Genomic DNA, 21,854 nt, shown 5'->3' with positions numbered 1-21,854 from the left:
GCGGTCACCTTGTCAGCGTCAGGCCGATCGTCACGCGGTCGTCCTTGAACGCGCGATATCGGTCCGTGCCGTTGGAGGATTGGTCGAGCCGGGCGTAGCCGAGCTTGAGCGATGCGAAGCGGTTCATCCGGTAGGTCGCGCTGGCCTGCGCGCCGATGCGGTCGTCGACCCGCGCCAGATTGTTGAAGCGATTGTTTTCGTAGCTGAGCGATGCCGACAGGATGAGCTGCCGCAGCCATTCGTGATCGACCTGGACGCTGCCGCGCGTCGACAGATACCCGCCCGAGCCGGGGATCCCCGAATCGAGCACCGACCGGTTACCGCGCAGCGTGACCGTGGTCAGCTGCGTCGGGAAGACCTGGACGCTGGCGTTGAACCCGACCCCGCCGATGTTGGTGTAAAACGGCAGGCGGAACCGCTGCTGGATATAACCGATGCCGATGCTCCCGCGGATCAGCGCGGCGGGTTCGAAGGTGACCCCGGCGAGCAGTTCGAAACCCTGCGAATCGCGCTTGGGCGTCTGCAGGTTGCCCGTGCGGAAACGGCGGACGTTGTAGCTCGCGCTGGTGAACCAGGCGATCGAGGGCGTCTGCGCATAGGATGCGCGGACGCCGGCGCGGTAGCTCATGTTGTCGCTCGGCTGCTGGTCGGACAGCGTCCCGTCGACGAGCCGGCCATCGCGAAAGTCGAACCGCGCGACCCGCGCGGTCGTGGACAAGCGCAACTTGCCGAAGTCGCGGCTGAGCACCGCGGCACCGGACTGCTGCGTATAATAGATCGGCCGCAGCGTCTGCGAGAAGATGTCCTGCGACAAACGCGACTGGTGGTCGCTTTCTGCGCGCACCGCGGTCGTCAGCGTGGTCGCATGGTCGAGCTCGACCACGCTGCGCGCGGTGACCGAATAATCCGCGATGTCCTCGCTGTGGCGCGCGAGATATCGGTCGATCGTGCCCTGCGCGTCGAGGCTCAGGCTGTTGCGCGACCATTGCGATTGCAGCTGCACCTGCGGCTGGAGGTGGAGCGAGGCGTCGGCGACCGGGTCCGCCTGCGTGCCGAAGATATTGTCGTCATAGGCGGTCGTCAGCGCGATCGACGGCGCCATCCGGAAGCTGCCGAGTGGAATGTCCGGCGGGACATACCCCGGCTGCACGCGCTCGAGCACCGCAGTGTAGCGCTTGTCGATCTGCGGCTTTTCCTCGGGCAGCAATGGCGTCTCCTGGGCCCGCGCCAGCTGCGGACACAGCAGCGCACTGCCCTGCAGACCGACGCGGGCGAGGTGGCGGAACCATCGGGGCGCGCGCTGCGACACCGGCGCTAGAAGTTCCGCTCCCGGATCCGGACGGTGTCGCCCGGCTGGACGCTCAGCTCGGCCGTCAGCGGCGCGCGCTGTTCCGCGGCCTCGCCATTATGGCGGATCATCACGATCTTCTGGTTGGCGCGATAGGAGAAGCCCCCCGCCGTCGCCACCGCGCCGAGCACCGTCATGCCGGCCTGATACGGGAACTGCCCGGCCTTGTTGACCTCGCCGAGCACATAGATCGGGCGCGCGGCGATCAGGTCGACCGCGACGTGCGCGGTCTTGTAATAGCGGGTCTGGAGCGTTTTGGTCAGGCTGTCGGAGAATTCGCCGATCGTCTGCCCCTGCGCCCGGATCATGCCGACCAGCGGGATCGAGACGTTGCCTTCGCTGTTGACCGCGAATTCGCCGCTGACCCCCGCCTCGTTATAGACGTTGATGCGCACGCGATCGTCGGGCGCGAGCCGGTAGACATAAGCCACCGCCGGCGCCGCGCCGGGATCCGAGCGGGCAATGTCCGCCGCGCATCCCGACAGCGCCAGCAGGGCGCCGAGCCCGGCGACCAGCGCGCGGCTTGGGCGCTTCGGCGGGATACGCCCGGGTCCACGTCGCGTCGTTGTGCCGATCATAGGTTTCCTACCTTGGTCTGGAGCGCCTTGCGCCACAGGAATCCGGCCCCCCAGGCGATGTGCATCGTTGCCAGCGCGGGCGCGGCGAGCAGCGCGACCAGCGCGCGTTCCTTGACCGCGAACACCGTCGCCGCCGCGCCCAGCGCGAGCGCATAGATCGCGGGCACGATCAGCAGCGCCGGCACCAGCACCGCCCCGACCAGGCTGAAACCGACCGCCAGCGTGACCGCAGGCGGCAGCAGCTGCCGCAGCCGCAACCGCTCGCCATGCTTGATGCTGGTGCGTGCGCGACCCGAGCCATAGCGGAAATACTGTTTTGCGAGCCCACCCAGCGTCGCGCGCGGATAATAGATCACCGGTATCGTCGTATCGAGCCAGATCCGCCCGCCCAGCGCGCGCAGCCGCGCGTCGAGTTCGGCATCCTCGTTCGCCTCGAAACTGGTGTCATAGCCGCCTGCAGCTTCGAACATCGTCCGCCGGAAGGCGGCGTGATGGCCATGGTCGACCCACGCCGACGCGCCACCCATGCGATGCGTCGAGCCGCCCGTCCCGATGCGGCTGTTCTGCGCGATCGCGACCGCGCTCTGGAACCCGCCATGCCCACGGGTCGTCAGCCGCACGACGACCGAATCCGCGCCGCTCGCCGCGAGCGAAGGCAACAGTTGCGCGACATAGTCGGCCGGGTAGAGCGCATGCGCATCGATCCGCACGATCGTCTCGAACCGCGTATCCGCCGCCGCCACCGCGCGATTGACGCCCGCCGCCTGGATCCGCTCGGGATTGTCGATTAGCCGCACCCGGCTCCAGCGCCGTGCGAAGCCCGACACGACCTCGCGCGTGCCGTCACGGCTGCCGCCATCCGCCACGAGGATCTCGCCGACGACCCCGGCGGGCTCCCCCAGCAGCTTGGTGAGCAATGGACCGATGTGCGCGATCTCGTTGAGCGTCGGGATGATGACGGTGGCGGTCATGCGACGACCCTTCCCGGGCGGAGCGCATCGGCGAAGCGGGCGCTCGAGCGCTGGAGGTCGGTCTGTGCGAGCCGCGCACCGGCGCGCGCGCGATAGGCGTCCGCGACGGCGGGCGACAGCACCTGCGTCATCGCGCCGGCAAGCTCGACGGTGGCGAAATCCGCGCGGTTCGCGGCAGGGAGGTAATCCTCGAACACGTCGATCTGCGAGGCGAGGATCGGGATGCCGTAGGTCATCGCCTCGAGCATCACGAGCGGGACACCTTCCCACCGCGACGGCATCAGCAACAGATCGGCGGCGGCGAGCATTGCATGCGGGCTGTCGGTCCAGCGCGAACAGCGGATGTCGACCTGCCCGGCCAGATCGTTGCGCAGGCGCGCGAGACTCGCCTCGCCCTCGCCCGAACCGACGAACAGGAAGGTCCAGCCCGCCAGCCGCGCCGCATCCCGGCGGATCGCCTTGGCGAGCGTATCGAGTCCCTTCTGCCGGACGTCGAGCCGCCCGAGGAACAGCGCGACCCGCGCTGTCTCGGCAATGCCGAGCGCGGCGCGCGACTGGGCGCGCGCCGGCGCGGGCGGCGGCGCGACGACATTGTCCGCAACCACGATCGGCGCGCGACCGCCTGCCGCGCGGACCTGCGCGACGACCGCCGGGCCAGGCACGATGAAGCGATCGGGGCGACGGTACAGCCGTTGACGGACCCAGTCGCCCGGGACCGCGCGACGCCCGAGTTCCGCCATGCGGTGCGCCATCGGGACGTAGCTGACGAGGAAACTGTCGCGCGGCGCGGCGAGCAGCGGGACCGCGCAATTCTCGACCCGCCCCTGCAGCAGCAGGGTCGCCGCGGGGCGCAGCTCGGCGAACAGCGCGCGGACGCCCTGCGCGTACCGATGCCGGAAGCCCGCCAGATACGGTTCGGCGCGGCGCTTGGCGAAGCGCCACGGCGTCGCGTCGAACCGGTCCGAATGAAACGGCCGCAACCGTTCGGCGAGCGTCGTGTTGGCGGTGGGGTGCCGCAGGACGATCCGCGTGAACCCGCCGTTTTCGACGAGGTTGGGCAGGAAGCGCAGGAACATCGCCTCATGCCCGCCGAAATCCGGGCTGTCCTGCAGGATCAGCAGCGTGCGGCTCATGGTCGACGCTCCGCGAGCGCGGATTCATAGACCGCCCGTGTCATCGCGCCGATCTGCGCCCAGTCGGGCAGCCCGGTCGCGAGCGGGGCCTGCGGCCGTTGCCCGATCGACCGGACGAGCGCGGCGGCCAGCGCCTTCGCATCGGTCGGCGGGACGAGCTCGCCCGCGCCCGGGGCGTCGCCGATCATCGTGCGGAACGCGCCGAGGTCGCTCGCGATCAGCCAGCGGTCGAGGTCGGCGACGAGATGCAGCACCCCGCTCGCGTCGATCGTGCGATACGGAAAGACGAAGGCATCGGCACTGCGCAGCAGCGCGGCCATCGCATCCTCCGAAAGCCGCCCTTCGCGCACGGTGAAGCTCGCGCCCAGGTTGAGCATGCGCGCGCGCGCCAGCAGCGGCTCGACCGGCAGCTGCGCTTCGCCCGCGACGATCACCTCGAGCCGCGCGCGTGTCCTCGTGTCGATCAGGCCCAGCGCCTCGACCAGCACGTCGACGCCCTTATACGCCTGCAACCGTCCGAACAGCACGACACGCCAGCGGCCGTCGTCGGCGCGCGCTTCCGGCGCGGCGGCGCGCAGCGGGAGGATGCCATGCGGGACGACATGGATCCGCGCCGCCGCCAGCCCGCGCGCGAGCAACGCGGCCCGGCCTTGTTCGGTATGGACGATCAGCCGGTCGAACGCCGCGAGCGTCGCATCATAGCCGCGGCTTTGCGCGGCACTGACCGCGCGGCCGTTGAACGGCTGGATATCGTGGACGGTCAGCACCACCGGACGCTCGCGCCGGATCCGGCGCACCGCGCGCACATCGAGCATGGGAACCGCGGCCCATTGGAAATGGACGACGTCGAACCGGCCCGCCTCGCGCGTCAGCCGCCGCAGCCCCGCGACATGCTCGAGACCCTTCACCACGCGCCAGCCCGCGCCGACGCGCCGATTGGGTCCATCGGTGCGCGGGTAGAAGAACGGCAGCGTCGGCGTCGCGCCCAGCAGATCCTCCTCCTGAACGCGGAGCCCCCGGGTCGCCCAGCTGGGCTGGACGCCGCTCGCCGTCAGCCCGGCGGACAGCGCGGCGTCATAGGGCGCGGTGAACAGCGAGGGATCGACCAGCAGGACCGACGGCGCGGCCTGCCCCTTAACCCGAGGGGTCATGATACCATCCTGACAAGAAAAGGAGATCGGGGCTTCAGAACGAACCCTTGCTGGCAATGACCGCCGGAACGGTCCGCAGCATGATCAGGATGTCCCCGCCGACCCAGCGGGTGCGGCTGTAGACCGTGTCCATCGCGACGCGCCGCCGGTAGCTGACGTCGTTGCGCCCGCTGACCTGCCACAGCCCGGTGATGCCGGGCCGCACGTTGCAGTAGAATTGCATGTAGCGCCCGTAGCGCGCGGCCTCCGCCGGGACGATCGGCCGCGGGCCGACCAGGCTCATGTGCCCGCAGACGACGTTGAGCAGCTGCGGCAGTTCATCCAGGCTCGACTTGCGCAGGAACTGCCCGAGCGGCGTGATCCGCGGATCGTTGCGCAGCTTCTGGTCGAGCGCCCATTCCGCGCGCGCGGCGGAATTCCCCTCGAGGTGCCGGCGCAGGCGGCTCTCCGAGTCGCGCACCATGGTGCGCAGCTTGAGGCACGGGAACATCCGGCCGCCACGCCCGATGCGGCGGTGGACGAACACGGGAGATCCCCCGTCCTGGATCGTGATCGCTATGCAAATCAAGGCGATTACGGGCAGCAGGATGGCAAAGGCCGCCGCCGACAAAATCACGTCGAGCAACCGGGAAAGATTGCGGTCCATACCCGGCCTGAGACCGAATTTTCCGGTCCGCAAACGCAGGTCGTCCGATCGTGAACGCGCCCTAAATCGGGCACGCACGTCGCCATAAAAAGCCATGGCTGCGCCTTTTAATACTGTGTGTTTGCTGCAACGCAATATCGCAGACAAATCATTTACTTGCAAAGCATAGTTTACGCCGACTGCCCTGCCCTTTGGACTGTTCGTCGCATTGCACCGTCGAAAAGCGGCGGAAATCCTGGCATTCGGTGCGAGCTTGGCTGGTGCGTTTTATTGTGCATTTGTTGGCCGCGCCTGCCGCGACTCTGGCCGCGACATGATCGTTTCGCGCGCATCCGCGCGGATGCTGGGCATATTCCCGGCGCGATCGGCAACCCTTTCGTGGCGATCAGGCGTGCGAATCGCCGCGCGCGGGTTCCGCACGCGATTCGGCACCGGATGTGCGTTGCGCGCTGCGCCAGCGGATGAACCCCAGCACGGCGAGACCGACCATCGCGGCGTAGAGCCCCGCGGTCGGCAGGAGCCCCTTGAAGACGAACATTCCGACGTAGAGGACATCCACTACGATCCACAGCAGCCAGCTCGCGCTGTGGCGCCGCGCGGTCCAATATTGCGCGACCAGGCTGAAGCTGCTGAGCGCCGCGTCCATCCAGGGGAGCGCCGCATCGGTATAGCGGCTGGTGATCCAGCCGATCCCGATGCCACCCACCGCGCCCATCGCCAGCCCCGCCGCTGCCGCCAGGGGCGAGAGCGGCCGGACGATCACCGCGCCGGCAGCGTCCTTGCCCGCGGCCCAGGCGATCCAGCCATAGCCGATCGCAATCCCGAACAGCGCCTGCAACACCATGTCCGCATAGAGCCGGACATCCAGGAACAGCTTGAAATACAGCGCGCAGGCCAGGAGATTGAGCGGCCAGCACAGCATCCGGCGCGCGGCGGTCAGCCAGATCGCGACGAAACTGACCAGCACGGCGGCGATCTCGAGCAGCGACATCAGCGGAGATCGCTCCCGTCGATCCGGCGCAGGAAATCCCGTCCGGGCGGCGACAGGAACCATTCCGCATGGCCCAGCAGATATCCGTCCCACGCCAGCATCGCATGATCGCGATTGGCCAGCACGCCGCTGAAATACTCGATTTCGGACAGCGCGAACTCGAGATGGACGAGCGGCAACAGGCGAACGATCGTTTCGCGATCCACCCGATCGAGCGGTCGCACCGTGGCGTAACCGGCCAGCACGGCGCGCGCCGCGTCCGCGCTTGCGATCGCATCGTCGGCGCCTTGCCCCAGGTCGAGCCACTGGACCGCGCTCCGTTCGATCGCGATCGCGATATCGTAGAGCGCGCAGGTCCGATCGGCGAGACCGAAGTCGAAGGTGGTCGCAACCGTCCCGTCGCGCGCCCACAACAAATTGGAGGGATGCCAGTCGTTATGCGTCCACAGCGACGGCTGGTCGCGCAGCCGCGCCGGCAGCCCCCCGGCCAGGCGCGCGAACACCGGCGCGAGCTGACGCTGCCATGCGCGCCCCGCCAGAAATGCCGCAAGGGCCGGACGCGCCGCGACATAGGCCTCCGTCGCCGCCAGCGGATCGGCGGCGGGCAGGATGGTAAAGCTCGCCACCAGTGGTTGCGGCCGCCGCGCGGGGGCGTCGAAGCCCTCGGCCGCCCCGTGCAGCCGCGCGAGGCCGGCGCCGGCGGCGTGCGCATGCGCGGGCGACAGGAAGGGCGTCCAGGACAGGCGGTCGCGATACAGATCCACCCCGGACGCCCGGCGGTGCAGTTCGTACCGCCATTCGCCCAGCGCGGTCGCACCGCCGCCGGTGGCGGTCTGCATCACTTCCGGCACCGGCAACCCCGCGCGCGCCAGATGCGCGATGAAGCGATGTTCCTCGGCCAGCCCGGCGATCGAACGCAACCGATGGTGGTGGCGCTTCAGGAAGAACGCACCCGCCGTGGTGCGCAGCAGCGTCGCTGCCGAAAAGGGCCGCGGCGAATGCCAGTCGAGCGCGATCATCGTCCCGGCCGACGGGAAGCGGGCGAGCGCAAGCGCCGCTTCTTCCGGGGTGATCGCGGGCCAGGTCGGCGCCTCCATGGCGGTGCCCATGCCATGGACCTGATGCGGGGCGGACGATGCCATTCGCTCAGAACACCCGCGACACGGTCGCGATGACCGCACGCCCGCTGCCGACGTAATAGGCCGGGGGACTGCCCGCGATGAGGGTACCGTTGCGGCCGATCGTGTCGCGCGCGTTGGTGCTGACCGCCTGCACCCCGGACAGGACGTGCGGATCGGTCACGTTGATCGCATTGACCCGCACGTCGGTGCGCTTGCCGTCGAGCCAGCGCGCGAGATGCACGCCGACCGACAGGTCCAGCGTGGCATACCCCGCGATGCGCTCGTCGTTCATGAAGCTGGCATATTGCCGCCCGACATATTTCACCGCGGTGCTGCCAAAGAAGCGGCCGTCGTCATAGGTCCCGCCGCCGCCGAGCTGGAACGTCGGGCTCGATACTGCCTGCTTGCCGCGGGTCGGCAGGACATCGTCGCCGATCGGCAGGTCGTCGTCGAGGCGCGCGTGGAGATATTCGCCCGAAAGATAGACGCTGACCCCGGCCGCAGGCCGATAATCGATCTCCGCGTCGATGCCGTAGGACGTCTGCCGTCCCGCGTTGAGCGTCGAATTGATCTGCGCCCCGCCGCGATCGATCACCGTTGCCAGCTGCCGGTTGCGGAACCGATAGTGGAACGCCGTGACCGTTGCCGAAAGGGTGGTGCCGATGAAGCGATAGCCGAGCTCCTCGGATACCGAATATTCGTTCCTGAGCGCGGTCGTGCCCTGCGTCGTCAGCGCGCCGCCGTCGTACACATTGTACAGCGTATATTCGTTCGGCGCGCGAAAGTTGGTGGTGACGTTCGCGAACAGCTGCTGCCGCCGGTCGAGCTGATAATGCACCGCGGCCCGCGGCAGCGCGGCGAAACTGTCGAAGCGCACGTCCGACTGCGGTCCCGGCAGATCGTTGCGTCCGTTGCGCAGGACGTCGACGCCCTTGAACCCGACGTCCACCGTCAGCCGTGGCGTGAGCGTGAGCGTGTCGGCGACGAAAAAGCCCTTGGTCACGGTCACGGTCCGCTCGTTCTCATAGGCGAGCAGCCGGCCATCGGCGGTGCGGATCGCCTTGTCGCGATAGCCCCAGCGGTCGACCGGATTCCCGGCGGCGTCGATCGCGGTGTATGTCTGCAGCACGCGGTCGGTGCCATAATCGAACCACAGGCCGGCGGTGAGCCGATGCCTGCCCACGTCCGCCGTCAGCTTGGCGACGGTACCGCCGCGAAACTGCTTCCCGGTGAAATTGCCGAGCACCGTCGCTTCCCCGTCGACCGCGCCCGGAAGCGCGATCGGATCGGCGAGCGCTTCGGTCCCGAGGAAATTGCCGGTCGTGGCCAGCTGCGTGCCATAGGGCGAGTTGCCGTAGCCGAACTGGAGGTACGTGGTGCTGTCGAACGCCAGTCCGTCGCCGAGCACCAGATGCACGGGTGCCGCGAGATACACGTTGCGGAACGGCGCGCGGTACAATCGCCAGTAATTGGTGTCGCCGGCGGTATAGTCGCGGTCATAATTGAAGCCGCGCCCGTCGGCCTTCCATTCGGCCAGGGTCGGGCTCGGATAGGTCGACGAATTGGCGTCGTTGAACGACACGGCCAGGCTCGCGCGATTGCCGTTGCCCCATTCGTCGAGCAGCTTGGCATCGACGTGCTGCCGCGTGTCGAACCCCGCCCCGCGCCAATTGTCGGCGCGCGTGTTCGAATAGGACAGGAACGCGCGCAACCCGGTCGTCCCGATCCGGCCCGTATCCAGCCGGACGAACCCGCGCCGCGCCGCATAGGTGCCGAGCGACAGATCGACTTGCGCCCGCGGGTGCGTCGTGGGGTCGTCGAGCGCCAGCGACAGCAGCCCCCCGGCCCCGCCCAGAGTCGGCGATTCGAGATCGACCGCCCCTTGCGCGAGCGTGATCTGCTTGAGGTTTTCGGCATCGGCGAATTGCGCGGGATAGGCATAATAATAGCCGATGTCATTCTGTGGCGCGCCCTCCATCAGCACGCCGATCTCGTCCTGCCCGAGCCCGCGCAGCGTGAGGCTCGAACTGGTCGACAGGCCATACGGATCGCTCGACGCGACGTTCGCGCCGGGCAGCAGGCTGACCAGCTGGAACGCGTTTTGCGTGGGTGCCTGCTTGGCGATGAAATCGGCGGACAGCGCGCTTTGCTGCTTTGGAACGCTCTGGTCGGGCAGCAGGCCCTCGGGATCGGGGCGCCCGGTCACGACGATGTCGCTCGGACCGTCCTTGTCGGCCACGGGGGGTGCCGCCATCGCCGGAGTGGCGAGCAGCGCCGTCGATACCAGTACCACCAGGCGCAGTGCGCCCCGATGGCCGAGCAGGGGAGAGCGGGACGGGTCGTGTGCAAGCCGGGGGAACAGATACGCCATCGTCCGTCGTCACTCCTCATGGGGGGACAACGGGACCTGCCGCCAACCCTCCCTACGCCGGTGTTAGCCGGATCAGGTTCAGCGGGTCGTGGGCTGCTGCCCACCTCTCAGCCGCACATCAGCGGCCCCCCGGGGAAGCCGCGACTTAGGCGGTAAGATCGGGCGTGGAAAGGGGTATTCAGCCAGGGAGCCGTCGCTCCGGCGCTCGGCGGCCGCTCGCATGCGGGGCGAGCACGGGCGCCACGCGCGGACGACCGCCGGGGTCGCAACCCCCTCCCGGCACGCGCATCATTGATAATGCGCGACGTTTTCAAAACCGTCCGAGGCCTTCGCCATCCTGACCACCTTCTTGGCGAAGGCACGGACGTGCCGATCGAAGCGGGTATCGTTATAGACACCGGCCCAGACGAACTCCGCGCGGTCCAACAGCGCGGCCAATGCGTCGAGCACCTCGGCCTGGGTCGGGGTGGCGCTCTTGGCCTTGAGCAGCGCGCAGACCATTTCCTCCGCCGCCGCCTTGTCGCAATCGTCCTGTCGATCGCGACCGCCCCGCTCGGCCGACACCTGCTCGGACCGTGCGGCGACCACGCGGCTGTCGAGCCATTTGCGAACCGTCGCGCCATCCCATGCCTTCGAAACCGCTTTTGCCAACTGTACGTCCAATCCTGTTGCCACCAGGCGTTTATACGGCGGCTCGAAGCGTGCGCCAGCGGTGAGGAACGGGCATACCGTTTGCTAGTGCGACGCGATCAGCGGTAAGCTCGCCGCATGGAACCACAGCGCAAAGCCTTTCTCGGCGAATTGATCTCCGAAGCGGTCGCGATCTGCATCGTGATGACTTTCGGCCTGTCGGTCGCCGGCATGTACACGCTGTACGACCCCAGCCCGTACAAGACCGCCTATTGGGGCGTGTGCATGACCTGGGGCATGGCGGTGTCGCTGTCGATCTATGTTACCGGCGCGGTGTCGGGGACGCACGCCAACCCGGGGGTCACGCTCGCGCTGGCGCTCTATCGCGGTTTCCCGTGGAAGAAGGTCGTGCCCTATTGGTGCGCGCAGCTGGTCGGCGCGTTCCTGGGCGCCGCCATCGTCTATGCGCTCTATTACAACGTCATCGACCATTTCAACGCGACGCAGCACCTGACGCGCGCCGGCGGCGGCGCGGGCGGCGTGTTCTTCACCGCGCCCGGGCTTGCGGTCACGACGATGAAGGGCTTCATCGACGAGATCATCCTGACCGCCATCCTGGTGTTCGGGATCTTCGCGATCACCGACGAATTCAACACCATGGCACCCCAGGCCAATTTCGGCGCGATCGTGATCGGGCTGCTCGTCGCGCTGATCGGCGCGTCGATGGGGTATCTCGAGGCGTGGGCGATCAACCCGGCGCGCGATCTTGGTCCCCGCGTGTTCGCGTGGCTGATGGGGTGGGACACATCCGCCTTCCCCGGCGTCGACAATTACTGGTGGGTGCCGATCGCGGGGCCGTTCATCGGCGCGGTGATCGGCGGGGGGACGCAGCATCTGCTGATCCGGCCGTTCCTGCCGCGCGACAAGCCGCTCGCCGGCCCGCAATAAACCCGACAACAGACATGGAGAGCGACGCGTGAGCGACACCATCATCCTGGCGATCGACCAGGGCACGACTTCCACCCGCAGCATGACCTTCGGCACCGATGGCGTTCCGCGCCAGACGGTGCGGCGCGAATTCGCGCAGCATTATCCGCAGCCCGGCTGGGTCGAGCATGATCCCGAGGATATCTGGCGCGACACCGTCGATACGCTGAAGGAAGCCGCCGCCGCCGACGGCGGCAAGGTCGCCGCGATCGGCATCACCAACCAGCGCGAGACGGTGGTGGTATGGGATCGCGCGACCGGCAAGCCGGTCTTCAATGCGATCGTCTGGCAGGACCGCCGCACCGCCGCGCTCTGCGCGCAGTTGAAGGCCGATGGCCATGAGGAACTGGTCCGTGCGCGGACGGGGCTGATCCTCGATCCGTATTTCTCGGGCACCAAGCTCAAGTGGATCCTCGACGAGGTCGACGGCGTCCGCGCGCGCGCGGAACGCGGCGAACTCGCCTTCGGGACGATCGACAGCTTCCTGCTGTGGCGGCTGACCGGCGGCAAGGTACATGCGACCGACGCGAGCAACGCCTCACGTACCCTGCTGTTCGACATCCACAAAGGCGCTTGGGACGCCGAACTGCTGAAAATGCTCGATATTCCCGAAAGCCTGCTGCCGGAGGTGAAGGACAACAGCACGATCTTCGGTGAGACGACGCCCGACCTGCTCGGCCACAGCGTCCCGATCGGGGGGATGGCGGGCGACCAGCAGGCCGCGGTCGTCGGCCAGGCATGTTTCCAGCGGGGGGACGCCAAGTCGACCTATGGCACCGGTTGCTTCGTGCTGCTCAACACCGGCAAGGAGGCGGTGGTCAGCAAGAACGGCATGCTCACCACCATCGCCTACCAGCTGGACGGGAAGATTACCTACGCGCTGGAAGGATCGATCTTCGTCGCCGGGGCGGCGGTGAAATGGCTGCGCGACGGGCTGGGCCTGATCAACCGCGCGGCCGATACCAACGACATGGCGACCAAGCTCGAAGGCAATGACGGCGTCTATATGGTGCCGGCCTTCGTCGGGCTGGGCGCGCCGCATTGGGATCCGAACGCGCGCGCGAGCATCACCGGGCTGACCTTCGCGGCCACCGGATCGCACATTGCGCGCGCGGCGCTCGAATCGGTTGCCTATCAGACCGCCGACCTGATGAACGCGATGGTCGCCGACGGCGCCCGCGATGCCCGGCAGATCCGCGTCGATGGCGGGATGGCCGCGAACGACTGGTTCTGCCAGTTCCTCGCCGACGTGCTCGACACCGACGTCGTCCGTCCCGCGAACATCGAGACGACTGCCGCCGGCGCGGCGTTTCTGGCCGGGATGGCGGTCGGGATCTGGAACGGCCCGGACGACATTGCCGCCGCCTGGAAGGAAGAACGGATCTTCAGCGCGACGATGGGCAGCGATCAGCGCGCCGCGCTGATGGGGGGGTGGCAGGAAGCGCTCGGCCGCACCGGCTCCCGCCAGAACGCCTAGCGCCACTCCAAGGCCGGACGCTCACGCCAGACCATAATGATCCGCCAACCGGTCGAGCGCGAGCGTCAATACGATCCGGCCGCTGCGTTGCGGCCAGCCGAGCGTCCGTTCGATGTCGGGCAGCCCTTCCCCGGCGCACACCATCCGCCACAAGACGTCGCCCAATCCCCGCCCCGCGCCGTGGAGGGCGGCGTCGAACCGGGCTTTCGCCGCGATCTGCGTGAGCGTCGGGTCGAGCGTGTCGCCGCCGCCGCCATCCACCCGTTCGGTCCAGCGCATCGTGACCGAGGGTGCCAGGGCGGCGCGTTCGTAATCGGCCCGCAGACGCTCCCCCGCCTCGAACTGGCGGGCATCGACCAGCCCCCGCGCGCGCAACCAGCCAAGCGGCGATTCGGCGAGATTGACGGTGACGCTGCGGCCCCGGCCCCGCCCCCGTTCCAGCCCCGCGGATTCCGTCACCCCCCGCGCGTCGACCTTCCGTTCCACCAGTTCGCGCATCTTTCGTCTCCCGTTCGAGTCGTCGGGGGATTGCCACGAAGGCACGGATGTAGGACAGTAAGAAACCGATTTGGTTTGCTCACAACAAGGACCGGTCATGATCACCGCGATCCGGGAAGTCCGCCGGGCAAAGGGCATGACGCTCGACGACGTCGCGCGCGCGTGCGTGCCGCCGACCACCGCGCAGACGATCGGGCGGCTCGAAACGGGGACGCGGACCGTGTCGGTCGGCTGGCTCAACCGGATCGCGGATGCGCTGGGGGTGCGCGCCGCGGATCTCGTTCGGTTGCCCGATCGTCCCGACATCCCGGTTGCGGCCGTGCTGGATGCAAACGGCGTTCAGGCGCCCAGACAGCCCGCGACGATCGCACCGCCGGTCGCATCGTCCGATCATATCGCGATCCGGGTGGTCGCGGGGATCGGCGACTATCGCGCCGGTGACGAGATCTGGTGCGAACGCTTGCCGCCCGAAGGTTTTGCCCGCGCGCTCAACCGGGACGTGCTGGTGCCCCGCCCCGCCGGCCGCTATCTGTTCGGCCGATTGATCGGGCGCGAGGAAAGCAAACTCCACCTGTTGCCGCTCGGCGCTGGCGCGCGGCAGCAGATCGTCACCGATCCGCCATGGATCGCAACCGCTGTTCGATTGGTTCGTCCCTTATGATCGCATCGCTTCTTCTAGCTGCAGCGCTGGCGCTGCCCCCGGCGCCGGTGGCCGACGCCGGCACGCCCGCACCGGTCGCCGCGTCGGCGGCTTCCCCGCTGCCGGTGACCCGGGCGGAGATCGTCGCCACCTATCCGCATGATCCGCGCGCCTTTACCGAAGGCCTGCTGATCGACCGCGGCACCCTGTATGAAAGCACCGGGCGGGAGGGGCAGTCCGACATCCGTCGCGTCGATCTCAAGACCGGTCGCGTTCTCGCCAGCGTCCGGCTCGCGCCGCAGGTGTTCGGCGAGGGGATCGTCGCCTGGCGGAACCAGCTGCTCAGCGTCACCTGGCATGGCGGGCAAGGATACAAGTGGAGCTTGCCGGGCCTCAAGCGGACCGGCGGGTTCACCTATACCGGCGAAGGCTGGGCGATGACCGACGACGGGCGCAACCTGATCCTGTCGGACGGGACGCCCGTGCTGCGCTTCCTCGACCCGGTCACGCAGAAAGTCGTGCGGCGATTGACGGTCACCGCCAATGGCCGGCCGGTGGACCAGCTCAACGAGGTCGAATATGTCGACGGCCAGATCTACGCCAATATCTGGATGACGCCCTACATTGCGCGGATCGACCCGGCCAACGGCCGGGTCGTCGGGGTGATCGACGTGTCGCCGCTGGTCGCCAGGGTCGCGCTGACGGACCGGGATTCGGTGCCGAACGGCATTGCCTACGACCGCGTCGCGCACCGGCTGTACGTGACCGGCAAGAACTGGCCAACGCTGTTCGAGATCAAGCGCCCGCGCTGAGGATCCGGCGTTGCTCCCTGGAGGCGCTTTCCCGGCGAAGGCCGGGGAAGGGCCTCGACGGGTGAAGTGCCAGGAGCGGCAGGCGCCCGGCCGTGCACGCAAAAAACCCCGGCGATCGCGCGCGCGACCACCGGGGTTGTTCGAGACCGCCCCGCGCGCGGTGCTGTCCAAAATGGAATGCGCGCGGGATGGCCCGGTCGGCCCCGCCGCCCTGGATAGGGGGGCGGGCGACGGGACCGGTCGGTTTAGCCGAGCAGCTTCAGCACGCCCTGCTGCGACTGGTTCGCCTGCGCGAGCATCGCGGTCGATGCCTGGCTGAGGATCTGCGCCTTGGCGAGGCTGGTCGTCTCGGTCGAGAAGTCGACGTCTTCGATCCGGCTCTTCGCGTCGGTCAGGTTCGACACGCTCGAGGTCAGCGTGTTGACGACCGAGCTCAGGCGGCTTTCACCGGCACCGATCGACGCGCGGGTCGTGTTGACCGCGTTGAGCGCGGTGTCCAGGTCGTCCAACGCACCCAGCGCGCCGGTGCCACCCGTTGGCGGCGAGCCCGTGCCCGCCGTGCCGACCGTCGAGATGTCGACGGCTTCTACCGCTGCAAGGTTGAGCCCCTTGATCGTGAGGGTGGTCTGGTCGGCCGAGGACGACCCGGTCTGGATCGCGATCTTGGTATCAGTGGTGCCGAACAGAGCAACGCCGTTGAACTTGGTCGCGGTCAGGTTGGTGAGCTGCTTCTGCAGTTCGCCGACTTCGGTCTGCAGGTTGTCGCGATCGCTCTGCTGATACGTACCCGACGCCGACTGGACCGCGAGTTCGCGGATACGCTGCACGATGTTGGTCGCTTCGCCGAGCGCGCCGTCGGCGGTCTGCGCGAGCGCGATGCCGTCGTTGGCGTTGCGGATCGCCTGGTTCTGGCCCTTGATCTGGGCGCCGAGCGAGGTGGCGATCGCCAGACCGGCGGCGTCGTCCTTGGCCGAGTTGATGCGCTTGCCGGTCGACAGGCGCTCGATGCTGGTCTGCAGCGCGGTGTTGGCGGCGTTCGATGCGTTGCTCGACTTGAGCGAGGCGACGTTGGTTCCGATGACGGTCATTGATGGTCTCCAAATAGGTCCGGCAATCCCGCCGCCCCCTATCGGAGAGCCGAGCCGCCAGAGATGGTAACGACCATTCCGTCGCGGCTTTAAGCGCTGCGGCGCACTTTTTCGCATTTGTGTCGGTGCCGCCAACTATCGGGCGGCAAAGCGGAAAAATATTGCCGGTTTGGCGACCGGTTTAACGCGGAATTTACTACGCAGGCCGCATTCCCCGAATCAACAGGGAGTTTCCATGCGAACCATCGTTCCATCTGCCGCGATTCTTCGCCAGCACTATGCGCTCGTGTCGTGCCTGCGCGCGCAAGGGTTTGCGATCGGTTCGTTCGAGGACGGCAAGCGTGCGCCGGGCGAGTTCTACCTCGTCGCAGCCGGGGAAACCCCGCCGGTTTCGGCACGCACCGTCATCCTGGGTCACGAAAGCCGCGCCATCGTGCCGTCGCGCGACGGCAGCCCGGCCTTCGTGTCCTATGACGAGACCGACGCCGCGGTCGGCGCGGGCTTCGTCCGCGCGTTGCTCGCAGAGCCGGAGATGCCGACCGCCGCGGACCCCGAGAGCCTCGCGCTCCACACGCTCGCCGAGCGCGTCGCGACCGCCGACATCACGGTGCTGATCAACGGCCCGACCGGCACCGGCAAGGAAGTGCTCGCACGCTCGATCCACCTGAAATCCAACCGCGCCGCCAAGCCGTTCATCGCGATCAATTGCGCCGCCCTCCCCGAGACGATGCTCGAGGCGTTGCTGTTCGGCCACCAGAAGGGCTCCTTCACCGGCGCGTCGTCGGGCGGCGAGGGCTTCTTCCGCGCGGCCGACGGCGGCACGCTGCTGCTCGACGAGATCGCCGAGATGCCGCTGCTGCTCCAGTCGAAGCTGCTCCGCGCGTTGCAGGAGCGCGAGATCATTCCGATCGGCGCGACCACGCCGCAGCCGATCGACGTCCGCATCATCGCGAGCGCCAACCGCGACCTGCAGGACGAAGTCGCCGCGGGCCGTTTTCGCGCGGATCTCTATTACCGCCTGTCGGTCTTCCCGCTGACGACCAAGCCGCTCGCCGACCGCGTGCAGGATATCCCTGCGCTCGTCGCGACGCTGATCCTGCGCCACGCGGGCAACCGCACGACGATCCCCTGGCCGTGCGCCGAGGCGATCGACCTGCTGTCGCAGCATGACTGGCCCGGCAACGTCCGCGAGCTCGAGAACGTGTTGCAGCGCGCCTTGCTGTTCGCGGGCGGCGACACGATCCAGCCCGAGCACATCGTGTTCGACCGCCCGAGCGCGCGCGCGACGATCGCGGTCACCGCGCCGGATGCGCCCGCCACGCTCGGCAACATCGTCCAGATGCACGAATTCCAGGCGATCCGCGAAACGCTCGCCGCGTGCAACGGCAGCCGGATCGAGACCGCCAAGCGGCTCGGCATCTCGGAACGCACCCTGCGCTACCGATTGGCCAAGGCGCGAGAACAAGGCGACGACATCATCCGCGCGCATGACCGCACGGCGGTGTCGGCATGAGCGTAGGTGGCATTGGCGGCGCGGGCGGGATCGACCGCGTCATGGCGCTCCGCGCGCAGATCCTCGAGCGCAACCAGGCGCTCGCGCGTGCCAGCGCGACGCCTGCGGCAACGCCAGTCGCCGAGACGAAGCCCGCCAGCTTCGCCACGACGATGCAAACCGCGCTCGAAAACGTCAACCAGGGCCAGACGCAGGCCGCCAAGCTCAGCGAAAGCTATGAGCGCGGCGAGACCGTCGACATCGCCAAGGTGATGCTCGCACGCCAGCAGGCATCGGTCGGGTTCGAGGCGACGCTGCAGGTCCGCAACAAATTACTGTCCGCCTACAAGGACATCATGAGCATGCCGGTCTGACATGAGCAACGCCCTCACCCCCTCGCCCCAGCCGCAGCTCCCCAGCGGCGTCGCGTCGCTTGTTCCTGAGCGGTTCGCCAATCCGCTCGCGCAGATGCAGGGCCTGCTCGCGCAGCCCGCGGTCCGTCGCAGCCTGCCGATGGTCTTGCTCGTCGGCCTGCTCGCCACCGCAGCCGCCGCGTGGATGATGCTCGCAACGCCGACGCAGAAGACGTTGTTCTCCGGGCTGTCCGATGCCGACAAGGGCGCGGTCACGACCGCGCTGACCACCGCCAACATCAAGTCGCACATCGACGATTCGACCGGCGCGGTGACCGTCAACGAGGAGGACTTCTCGCGCGCGCGCATCCTGCTGGCGGGCCAAGGTCTGCCCAAGGCAGCCCCCGGCGGCTACCAGATCCTCGACAACCTCCCGATGGGCGTGTCGCGCGCGGTCGAGGGCGAACGCCTCCGCCAGGCCCGCGAAACCGAGCTCGCCCGCTCGATCCAGGAGATCGACGCGATCGCCGAGGCGCGCGTCCATCTTGCCACCCCCGAAGCCTCGGTGTTCGTGCGCGACAATGCCGCGCCGTCCGCCTCGGTGATCGTCAAGCTCCAGCCCGGGCGGAGTCTCGGCGACGCGCAGGTCTCCTCGATCATCAACCTCGTCGCCTCGTCGGTGCCTGGGATGAAGCCCGAGAACGTCACGATCGTCGACCAGATGGGCGGCCTGCTGACCAAGGGCGCGAACGAAAGCGCCACCAGCGCGGCGAGCGACGAGCGCATCGCGCTCCAGCGTCGCGTCGAGGAAAAGTATCGCGCGCAGATCGTCCAATTGCTCACCCCGTTGATCGGCGCGGGCAATTTCACCACCGAAGTCCAGGCCGACGTCGATCTCAACGAGACTCAGGCGACCAAGGAAAGCTACGACAAGGCGGGCGCGCTGCGCGTCGAGCAGGGCCAGTGGACCAGCAACGGCAAGGACGGCGGGCAGGCCCCCGGCGGCATCCCCGGCGCGCTGTCCAACACCCCGCCGCCCGCCTCGACGCTGAGCGCACCGCAGCCCGCCCCCACCCCCGGTGCGCCCGGTGCTCCGGCAGCGGCTGCCCCCGGCGCGGCGACCGGTCCCGCCGCTGCAGCGGCTGGCGCGGTCAGCGATGCGCTCAAGGCCAGCGACCAATATTCGCGCGCCTACGATCTCGGCAAGGAAGTGTCGGTCAGCCGCACCGCCCCCGGCGCGATCTCGCATCTGTCGGTCGCAGTGCTGCTCCGCGATCCCGAGACCGGCAAGCCGCGCGGGACGGTCGAGATCCAGCAGATCACGCAGCTCGTCCAAAGCGCGGTCGGCTACAACCAGCAGCGCGGCGACGTCGTCACCGTCATCAGCCGCAAGTTCGCGGGCGCGTCGGCGCTCGACGACAAGCAGCCTTGGTATGAGGCGGGCTGGCTCCCCGTCGTCGCGCGCAACCTCACCGCGATCGTCGTCGCGCTGCTGGTGCTGCTGCTCGGCGTCCGGCCGCTGGTCAAGGCGATCTCGAAGAAGAAGGGCGAGGACACCGCCGCCAGCCAGACCGGCCAGCCACGCGACCTGCTCGGCGAAGCGCAGGGCGGCGGGCCCGCAGGCCCGGAAACGGGCGAGCCGGTCACGATCGACGCGCTCGAAGGCGCGCGCAGCTATGACGAGCGGATCGGGATGGTCCGTGGCTTCACCCGTGACAATCCCGCGCGCGCCGCGCTCGCGGTCCGCGACATGATCAAGTCATGAGCACCGCGGTAGTCCGCAGCTATAGCGGAGTCGAACGTGCTGCGGTGCTGATGATGCTCGTCGGCGAGGAGGAAGCCGCGGCGATCCTGCAGAAGCTCGATCCCGAGGAAGTCCGCCAGCTCGGCAAGGCGATGTTCGCGGTGGCGGACGTCAGTGAAGCCGAAGTCGCCGACGTGCTCGACGATTTCGTCGGCCACGCGCGCGAGCGCACCGCGATCGGCTTCGACCCGCGCCCGCGGATCGAGGCGGTGATGACGCGCGCGCTTGGCCAGGAAAAAGCCGACAGCGTGCTCGCGCGGATCGTGCCGGTCGAGGACGCGTGCCAGCTCGACCTGCTCAACTGGCTCGACGCCGGCGAGATCGCCGCGATGATCGACAAGGAACATCCCCAGATCGCCGCCGTCCTGATCGCCAATCTCGACCCGACGATCGGGGCGCAAGTCCTCGAGATGATGCCCGATGCGATCCAGCCCGACATCCTCCACCGGCTCGCGCGACTGGGGCCGATCACGCCCGAGGCGGTGGAGACGCTCAAGACCATGCTCGCCAACCGCACCGGCACCGGCAAGGCGCAGGCGGGCGTCACGCTCGGCGGGACCAAGGACGCCGCGAAGATCCTGTCGAGCGGGCGCAAGGCGACCGAGCTGCGCGTCATGCCCAAATTGTTCAAGATCGACCGCGACGTCGCCAAGGCGATCGAGGAGGCGATGTTCGTCTTCGACAACCTGCTCGAGCTCGACGACAAGAATCTCGGCACGCTGATCCGCAACATCGACAGCGACGTGCTGACGCGCGCCTTGAAGGGCGTCGACGAAAGCATTCGCGCGCGCTTCCTCGGCTGCATGTCGAGCCGCGCCGCCGACGGCATCCGCGACGAGATGGAATCGCGCGGCCCGATGAAGCTGTCCGAAGTCCTCGACGCGCAGAAGATCATCATCCAGATCGCGCGCAATCTCGCCAAGGACGGGACGATCCAGATGGGTGGCGGGGAGGACGATTATGTCTGAGTTCGTCGCCGGTTTCTCGCCGCGCAGCCAGGGGATTGCGGATGCCCTGAAAGCCGCCTTCGCACCGCGCGTCGGGGGCTTCGCCGCGGCCGATCTCCGCGAACGCGCGGGTGGTCGTGCCGGGCCGGTCGTCTTTGCGGCGAGGCCCGAGGGGCCGCGCCACTTTTCCCCCGCCGATCCCGATGCCAATCCGACCGAGGGCTGGGACCCGTTCGATGCCGAGGCCACGCCGACTACGCCGTTCGTCGATCCGGTGCTGGCGGCACACGCGGCGGGCTATGCCGAGGGCATGGACGCCGCGCTTGCCGAAGTCGCCGCCAACGTCGAGCGCGACCACCGCCTGCTGACCGAACTCGCCGCCGCGCTTCAGGCGGGCGAACGCTTCGACCGCGAGGCGACCGCGCGCCGCTTGCGCCAGACCGTGATGTTCCTCGTCACGCAGATCGTCGGCGAAGTCGGGATTTCGCCCGAACTGCTCGCACGACGGATCGATTCCGCGGCGGATCTGCTCAGCGACGGCACCGAATCCGCGATGCTCCGGGTCAACCCCGCGGACGTCGCGCTGCTCGAGGGCAAATTGCCCAAGCAGGTGTTTGCGGTGGGGGACGCGGCGATCACGCGCGGATCGTTCCTGCTGGAAAGCGCGTCGACGATCGTCGAGGACGGCCCCGAATTGTGGATCGAACAGCTCGGCGCGGCGATCGACCGCGTCGCGGTGCCAACGCACTGATGGCTCGGTCTTTGTCAGGTCGTGCCGCACGTGTCGCACGCACCCCCAAACCGTTCGGGCTGAGC

21 protein-coding genes and 1 riboswitch are annotated in these 21,854 nt (G+C 68.3%); of the genes, 9 read left to right on the top strand and 12 right to left on the bottom strand.

Annotated elements, in window-relative coordinates; genetic code table 11:
* Positions 1-4 precede the first annotated feature (4 nt).
* The 10 genes from L8K25_RS07620 to L8K25_RS07575 form a co-directional block, all read right to left on the bottom strand.
* Entirely contained in the window at positions 5-1,309 is a 1,305-nt protein-coding gene (locus tag L8K25_RS07620; RefSeq protein WP_242138288.1) for an outer membrane beta-barrel protein, read from the bottom strand.
* A 5-nt stretch (positions 1,310-1,314) separates the two neighbouring features.
* Positions 1,315-1,926 (bottom strand): polysaccharide biosynthesis/export family protein, encoded by a 612-nt coding sequence (locus L8K25_RS07615; RefSeq protein ID WP_242138287.1) that lies wholly within the window; start codon positions 1,924-1,926, stop codon positions 1,315-1,317.
* Entirely contained in the window at positions 1,923-2,897 is a 975-nt protein-coding gene (locus L8K25_RS07610; protein WP_242138286.1) for a glycosyltransferase family 2 protein, read from the bottom strand. Before L8K25_RS07610 ends, L8K25_RS07615 begins: the two co-directional genes overlap by 4 nt.
* Positions 2,894-4,030: a glycosyltransferase gene (locus L8K25_RS07605; protein WP_242138285.1), complete on the bottom strand. Its 1,137-nt coding sequence runs from the start codon at positions 4,028-4,030 to the stop codon at positions 2,894-2,896. Before L8K25_RS07605 ends, L8K25_RS07610 begins: the two co-directional genes overlap by 4 nt.
* Positions 4,027-5,181, bottom strand: a complete 1,155-nt coding sequence (locus tag L8K25_RS07600; RefSeq protein ID WP_242138284.1) for a glycosyltransferase family 4 protein — start codon at positions 5,179-5,181, stop codon at positions 4,027-4,029. The genes L8K25_RS07605 and L8K25_RS07600 overlap by 4 nt, the downstream gene beginning before the upstream one ends.
* Positions 5,182-5,215: 34 nt before the next feature.
* A complete protein-coding gene (locus L8K25_RS07595; RefSeq protein WP_242138283.1) occupies positions 5,216-5,827 on the bottom strand; it encodes a sugar transferase in 612 nt (203 codons plus the stop codon).
* A gap of 385 nt (positions 5,828-6,212) precedes the next feature.
* Positions 6,213-6,818: a nicotinamide riboside transporter PnuC gene (pnuC, locus tag L8K25_RS07590; protein WP_242138282.1), complete on the bottom strand. Its 606-nt coding sequence runs from the start codon at positions 6,816-6,818 to the stop codon at positions 6,213-6,215.
* A complete protein-coding gene (locus L8K25_RS07585; protein ID WP_242138281.1) occupies positions 6,818-7,960 on the bottom strand; it encodes a phosphotransferase in 1,143 nt (380 codons plus the stop codon). The genes pnuC and L8K25_RS07585 overlap by 1 nt, the downstream gene beginning before the upstream one ends.
* A 4-nt stretch (positions 7,961-7,964) precedes the next feature.
* On the bottom strand, positions 7,965-10,193 hold the full coding sequence (locus tag L8K25_RS07580) for a TonB-dependent receptor (RefSeq protein ID WP_242138735.1): 2,229 nt from the start codon (positions 10,191-10,193) through the stop codon (positions 7,965-7,967).
* Positions 10,194-10,342: 149 nt separating this feature from the next.
* Positions 10,343-10,452: riboswitch (TPP riboswitch) on the bottom strand.
* Positions 10,453-10,598: 146 nt separating this feature from the next.
* On the bottom strand, positions 10,599-10,961 hold the full coding sequence (locus L8K25_RS07575; RefSeq protein WP_242138280.1) for a hypothetical protein: 363 nt from the start codon (positions 10,959-10,961) through the stop codon (positions 10,599-10,601).
* Between the two features lie 117 nt (positions 10,962-11,078).
* Between L8K25_RS07575 and L8K25_RS07570 the strand changes: the two genes are divergently transcribed.
* Together L8K25_RS07570 and glpK are read left to right on the top strand one after the other, a co-directional pair.
* Positions 11,079-11,888: an MIP/aquaporin family protein gene (locus tag L8K25_RS07570; protein WP_242138279.1), complete on the top strand. Its 810-nt coding sequence runs from the start codon at positions 11,079-11,081 to the stop codon at positions 11,886-11,888.
* Positions 11,889-11,916: 28 nt separating this feature from the next.
* Complete coding sequence (gene glpK, locus L8K25_RS07565; protein WP_242138278.1) at positions 11,917-13,404, top strand: glycerol kinase GlpK; 1,488 nt, start codon at positions 11,917-11,919, stop codon at positions 13,402-13,404.
* Positions 13,405-13,425: 21 nt separating this feature from the next.
* Here the strand turns inward: glpK and L8K25_RS07560 are convergent, their stop codons facing one another.
* Complete coding sequence (locus L8K25_RS07560; protein ID WP_242138277.1) at positions 13,426-13,902, bottom strand: DUF6456 domain-containing protein; 477 nt, start codon at positions 13,900-13,902, stop codon at positions 13,426-13,428.
* Between the two features lie 97 nt (positions 13,903-13,999).
* On the opposite strand from L8K25_RS07560, the gene L8K25_RS07555 reads away from it, so the two are divergent.
* Entirely contained in the window at positions 14,000-14,563 is a 564-nt protein-coding gene (locus L8K25_RS07555) for a helix-turn-helix transcriptional regulator (RefSeq protein WP_242138276.1), read from the top strand.
* Entirely contained in the window at positions 14,560-15,354 is a 795-nt protein-coding gene (locus L8K25_RS07550; protein ID WP_242138275.1) for a glutaminyl-peptide cyclotransferase, read from the top strand. The genes L8K25_RS07555 and L8K25_RS07550 overlap by 4 nt, the downstream gene beginning before the upstream one ends.
* A 245-nt stretch (positions 15,355-15,599) precedes the next feature.
* Here the strand turns inward: L8K25_RS07550 and L8K25_RS07545 are convergent, their stop codons facing one another.
* Positions 15,600-16,442 carry a flagellin gene (locus L8K25_RS07545; protein WP_242138274.1) on the bottom strand — a complete coding sequence of 281 codons (843 nt, stop codon included), beginning with the start codon at positions 16,440-16,442 and terminating at the stop codon, positions 15,600-15,602.
* A gap of 235 nt (positions 16,443-16,677) precedes the next feature.
* Between L8K25_RS07545 and L8K25_RS07540 the strand changes: the two genes are divergently transcribed.
* From L8K25_RS07540 to L8K25_RS07520, 5 genes are read left to right on the top strand one after another with little or no spacing between them, the layout of a single operon-like run.
* Entirely contained in the window at positions 16,678-17,955 is a 1,278-nt protein-coding gene (locus L8K25_RS07540) for a sigma 54-interacting transcriptional regulator (protein ID WP_242138273.1), read from the top strand.
* A complete protein-coding gene (fliE, locus tag L8K25_RS07535) occupies positions 17,952-18,308 on the top strand; it encodes a flagellar hook-basal body complex protein FliE (protein WP_242138272.1) in 357 nt (118 codons plus the stop codon). Before L8K25_RS07540 ends, fliE begins: the two co-directional genes overlap by 4 nt.
* Position 18,309: 1 nt before the next feature.
* Complete coding sequence (gene fliF, locus L8K25_RS07530; RefSeq protein ID WP_242138271.1) at positions 18,310-20,052, top strand: flagellar basal-body MS-ring/collar protein FliF; 1,743 nt, start codon at positions 18,310-18,312, stop codon at positions 20,050-20,052.
* Positions 20,049-21,059, top strand: coding sequence for a flagellar motor switch protein FliG (gene fliG, locus L8K25_RS07525; RefSeq protein ID WP_242138270.1), 1,011 nt, complete (start codon positions 20,049-20,051; stop codon positions 21,057-21,059). Before fliF ends, fliG begins: the two co-directional genes overlap by 4 nt.
* Positions 21,052-21,789, top strand: a complete 738-nt coding sequence (locus L8K25_RS07520; protein WP_242138269.1) for a FliH/SctL family protein — start codon at positions 21,052-21,054, stop codon at positions 21,787-21,789. Before fliG ends, L8K25_RS07520 begins: the two co-directional genes overlap by 8 nt.
* The last annotated feature ends 65 nt before the right edge of the window (positions 21,790-21,854 follow it).

The organism is Sphingomonas sp. TREG-RG-20F-R18-01 (assembly GCF_022662475.1).
In the GTDB taxonomy this organism is placed as follows: Bacteria; Pseudomonadota; Alphaproteobacteria; order Sphingomonadales; family Sphingomonadaceae; genus Sphingomonas.
Note: the sequence above shows the minus strand (reverse complement) of the source record. Positions and strands in the feature narration are given on the sequence as shown.

Bases quoted from the DNA above. Each gene is read 5' to 3' on its own strand.
- L8K25_RS07615 (WP_242138287.1), bottom strand. From the start codon at position 1,926: ATGATCGGCACAACGACGCGACGTGGACCCGGGCGTATCCCGCCGAAG.
- L8K25_RS07610 (WP_242138286.1), bottom strand. From the start codon at position 2,897: ATGACCGCCACCGTCATCATCCCGACGCTCAACGAGATCGCGCACATC.
- L8K25_RS07605 (WP_242138285.1), bottom strand. From the start codon at position 4,030: ATGAGCCGCACGCTGCTGATCCTGCAGGACAGCCCGGATTTCGGCGGG.
- L8K25_RS07600 (WP_242138284.1), bottom strand. From the start codon at position 5,181: ATGACCCCTCGGGTTAAGGGGCAGGCCGCGCCGTCGGTCCTGCTGGTC.
- L8K25_RS07595 (WP_242138283.1), bottom strand. From the start codon at position 5,827: ATGGACCGCAATCTTTCCCGGTTGCTCGACGTGATTTTGTCGGCGGCG.
- pnuC (WP_242138282.1), bottom strand. From the start codon at position 6,818: ATGTCGCTGCTCGAGATCGCCGCCGTGCTGGTCAGTTTCGTCGCGATC.
- L8K25_RS07585 (WP_242138281.1), bottom strand. From the start codon at position 7,960: ATGGCATCGTCCGCCCCGCATCAGGTCCATGGCATGGGCACCGCCATG.
- L8K25_RS07580 (WP_242138735.1), bottom strand. From the start codon at position 10,193: ATGGCGGCACCCCCCGTGGCCGACAAGGACGGTCCGAGCGACATCGTC.
- L8K25_RS07570 (WP_242138279.1), top strand. From the start codon at position 11,079: ATGGAACCACAGCGCAAAGCCTTTCTCGGCGAATTGATCTCCGAAGCG.
- L8K25_RS07560 (WP_242138277.1), bottom strand. From the start codon at position 13,902: ATGCGCGAACTGGTGGAACGGAAGGTCGACGCGCGGGGGGTGACGGAA.
- L8K25_RS07555 (WP_242138276.1), top strand. From the start codon at position 14,000: ATGATCACCGCGATCCGGGAAGTCCGCCGGGCAAAGGGCATGACGCTC.
- L8K25_RS07550 (WP_242138275.1), top strand. From the start codon at position 14,560: ATGATCGCATCGCTTCTTCTAGCTGCAGCGCTGGCGCTGCCCCCGGCG.
- L8K25_RS07545 (WP_242138274.1), bottom strand. From the start codon at position 16,442: ATGACCGTCATCGGAACCAACGTCGCCTCGCTCAAGTCGAGCAACGCA.
- L8K25_RS07540 (WP_242138273.1), top strand. From the start codon at position 16,678: ATGCGAACCATCGTTCCATCTGCCGCGATTCTTCGCCAGCACTATGCG.
- fliE (WP_242138272.1), top strand. From the start codon at position 17,952: ATGAGCGTAGGTGGCATTGGCGGCGCGGGCGGGATCGACCGCGTCATG.
- fliF (WP_242138271.1), top strand. From the start codon at position 18,310: ATGAGCAACGCCCTCACCCCCTCGCCCCAGCCGCAGCTCCCCAGCGGC.
- fliG (WP_242138270.1), top strand. From the start codon at position 20,049: ATGAGCACCGCGGTAGTCCGCAGCTATAGCGGAGTCGAACGTGCTGCG.
- L8K25_RS07520 (WP_242138269.1), top strand. From the start codon at position 21,052: ATGTCTGAGTTCGTCGCCGGTTTCTCGCCGCGCAGCCAGGGGATTGCG.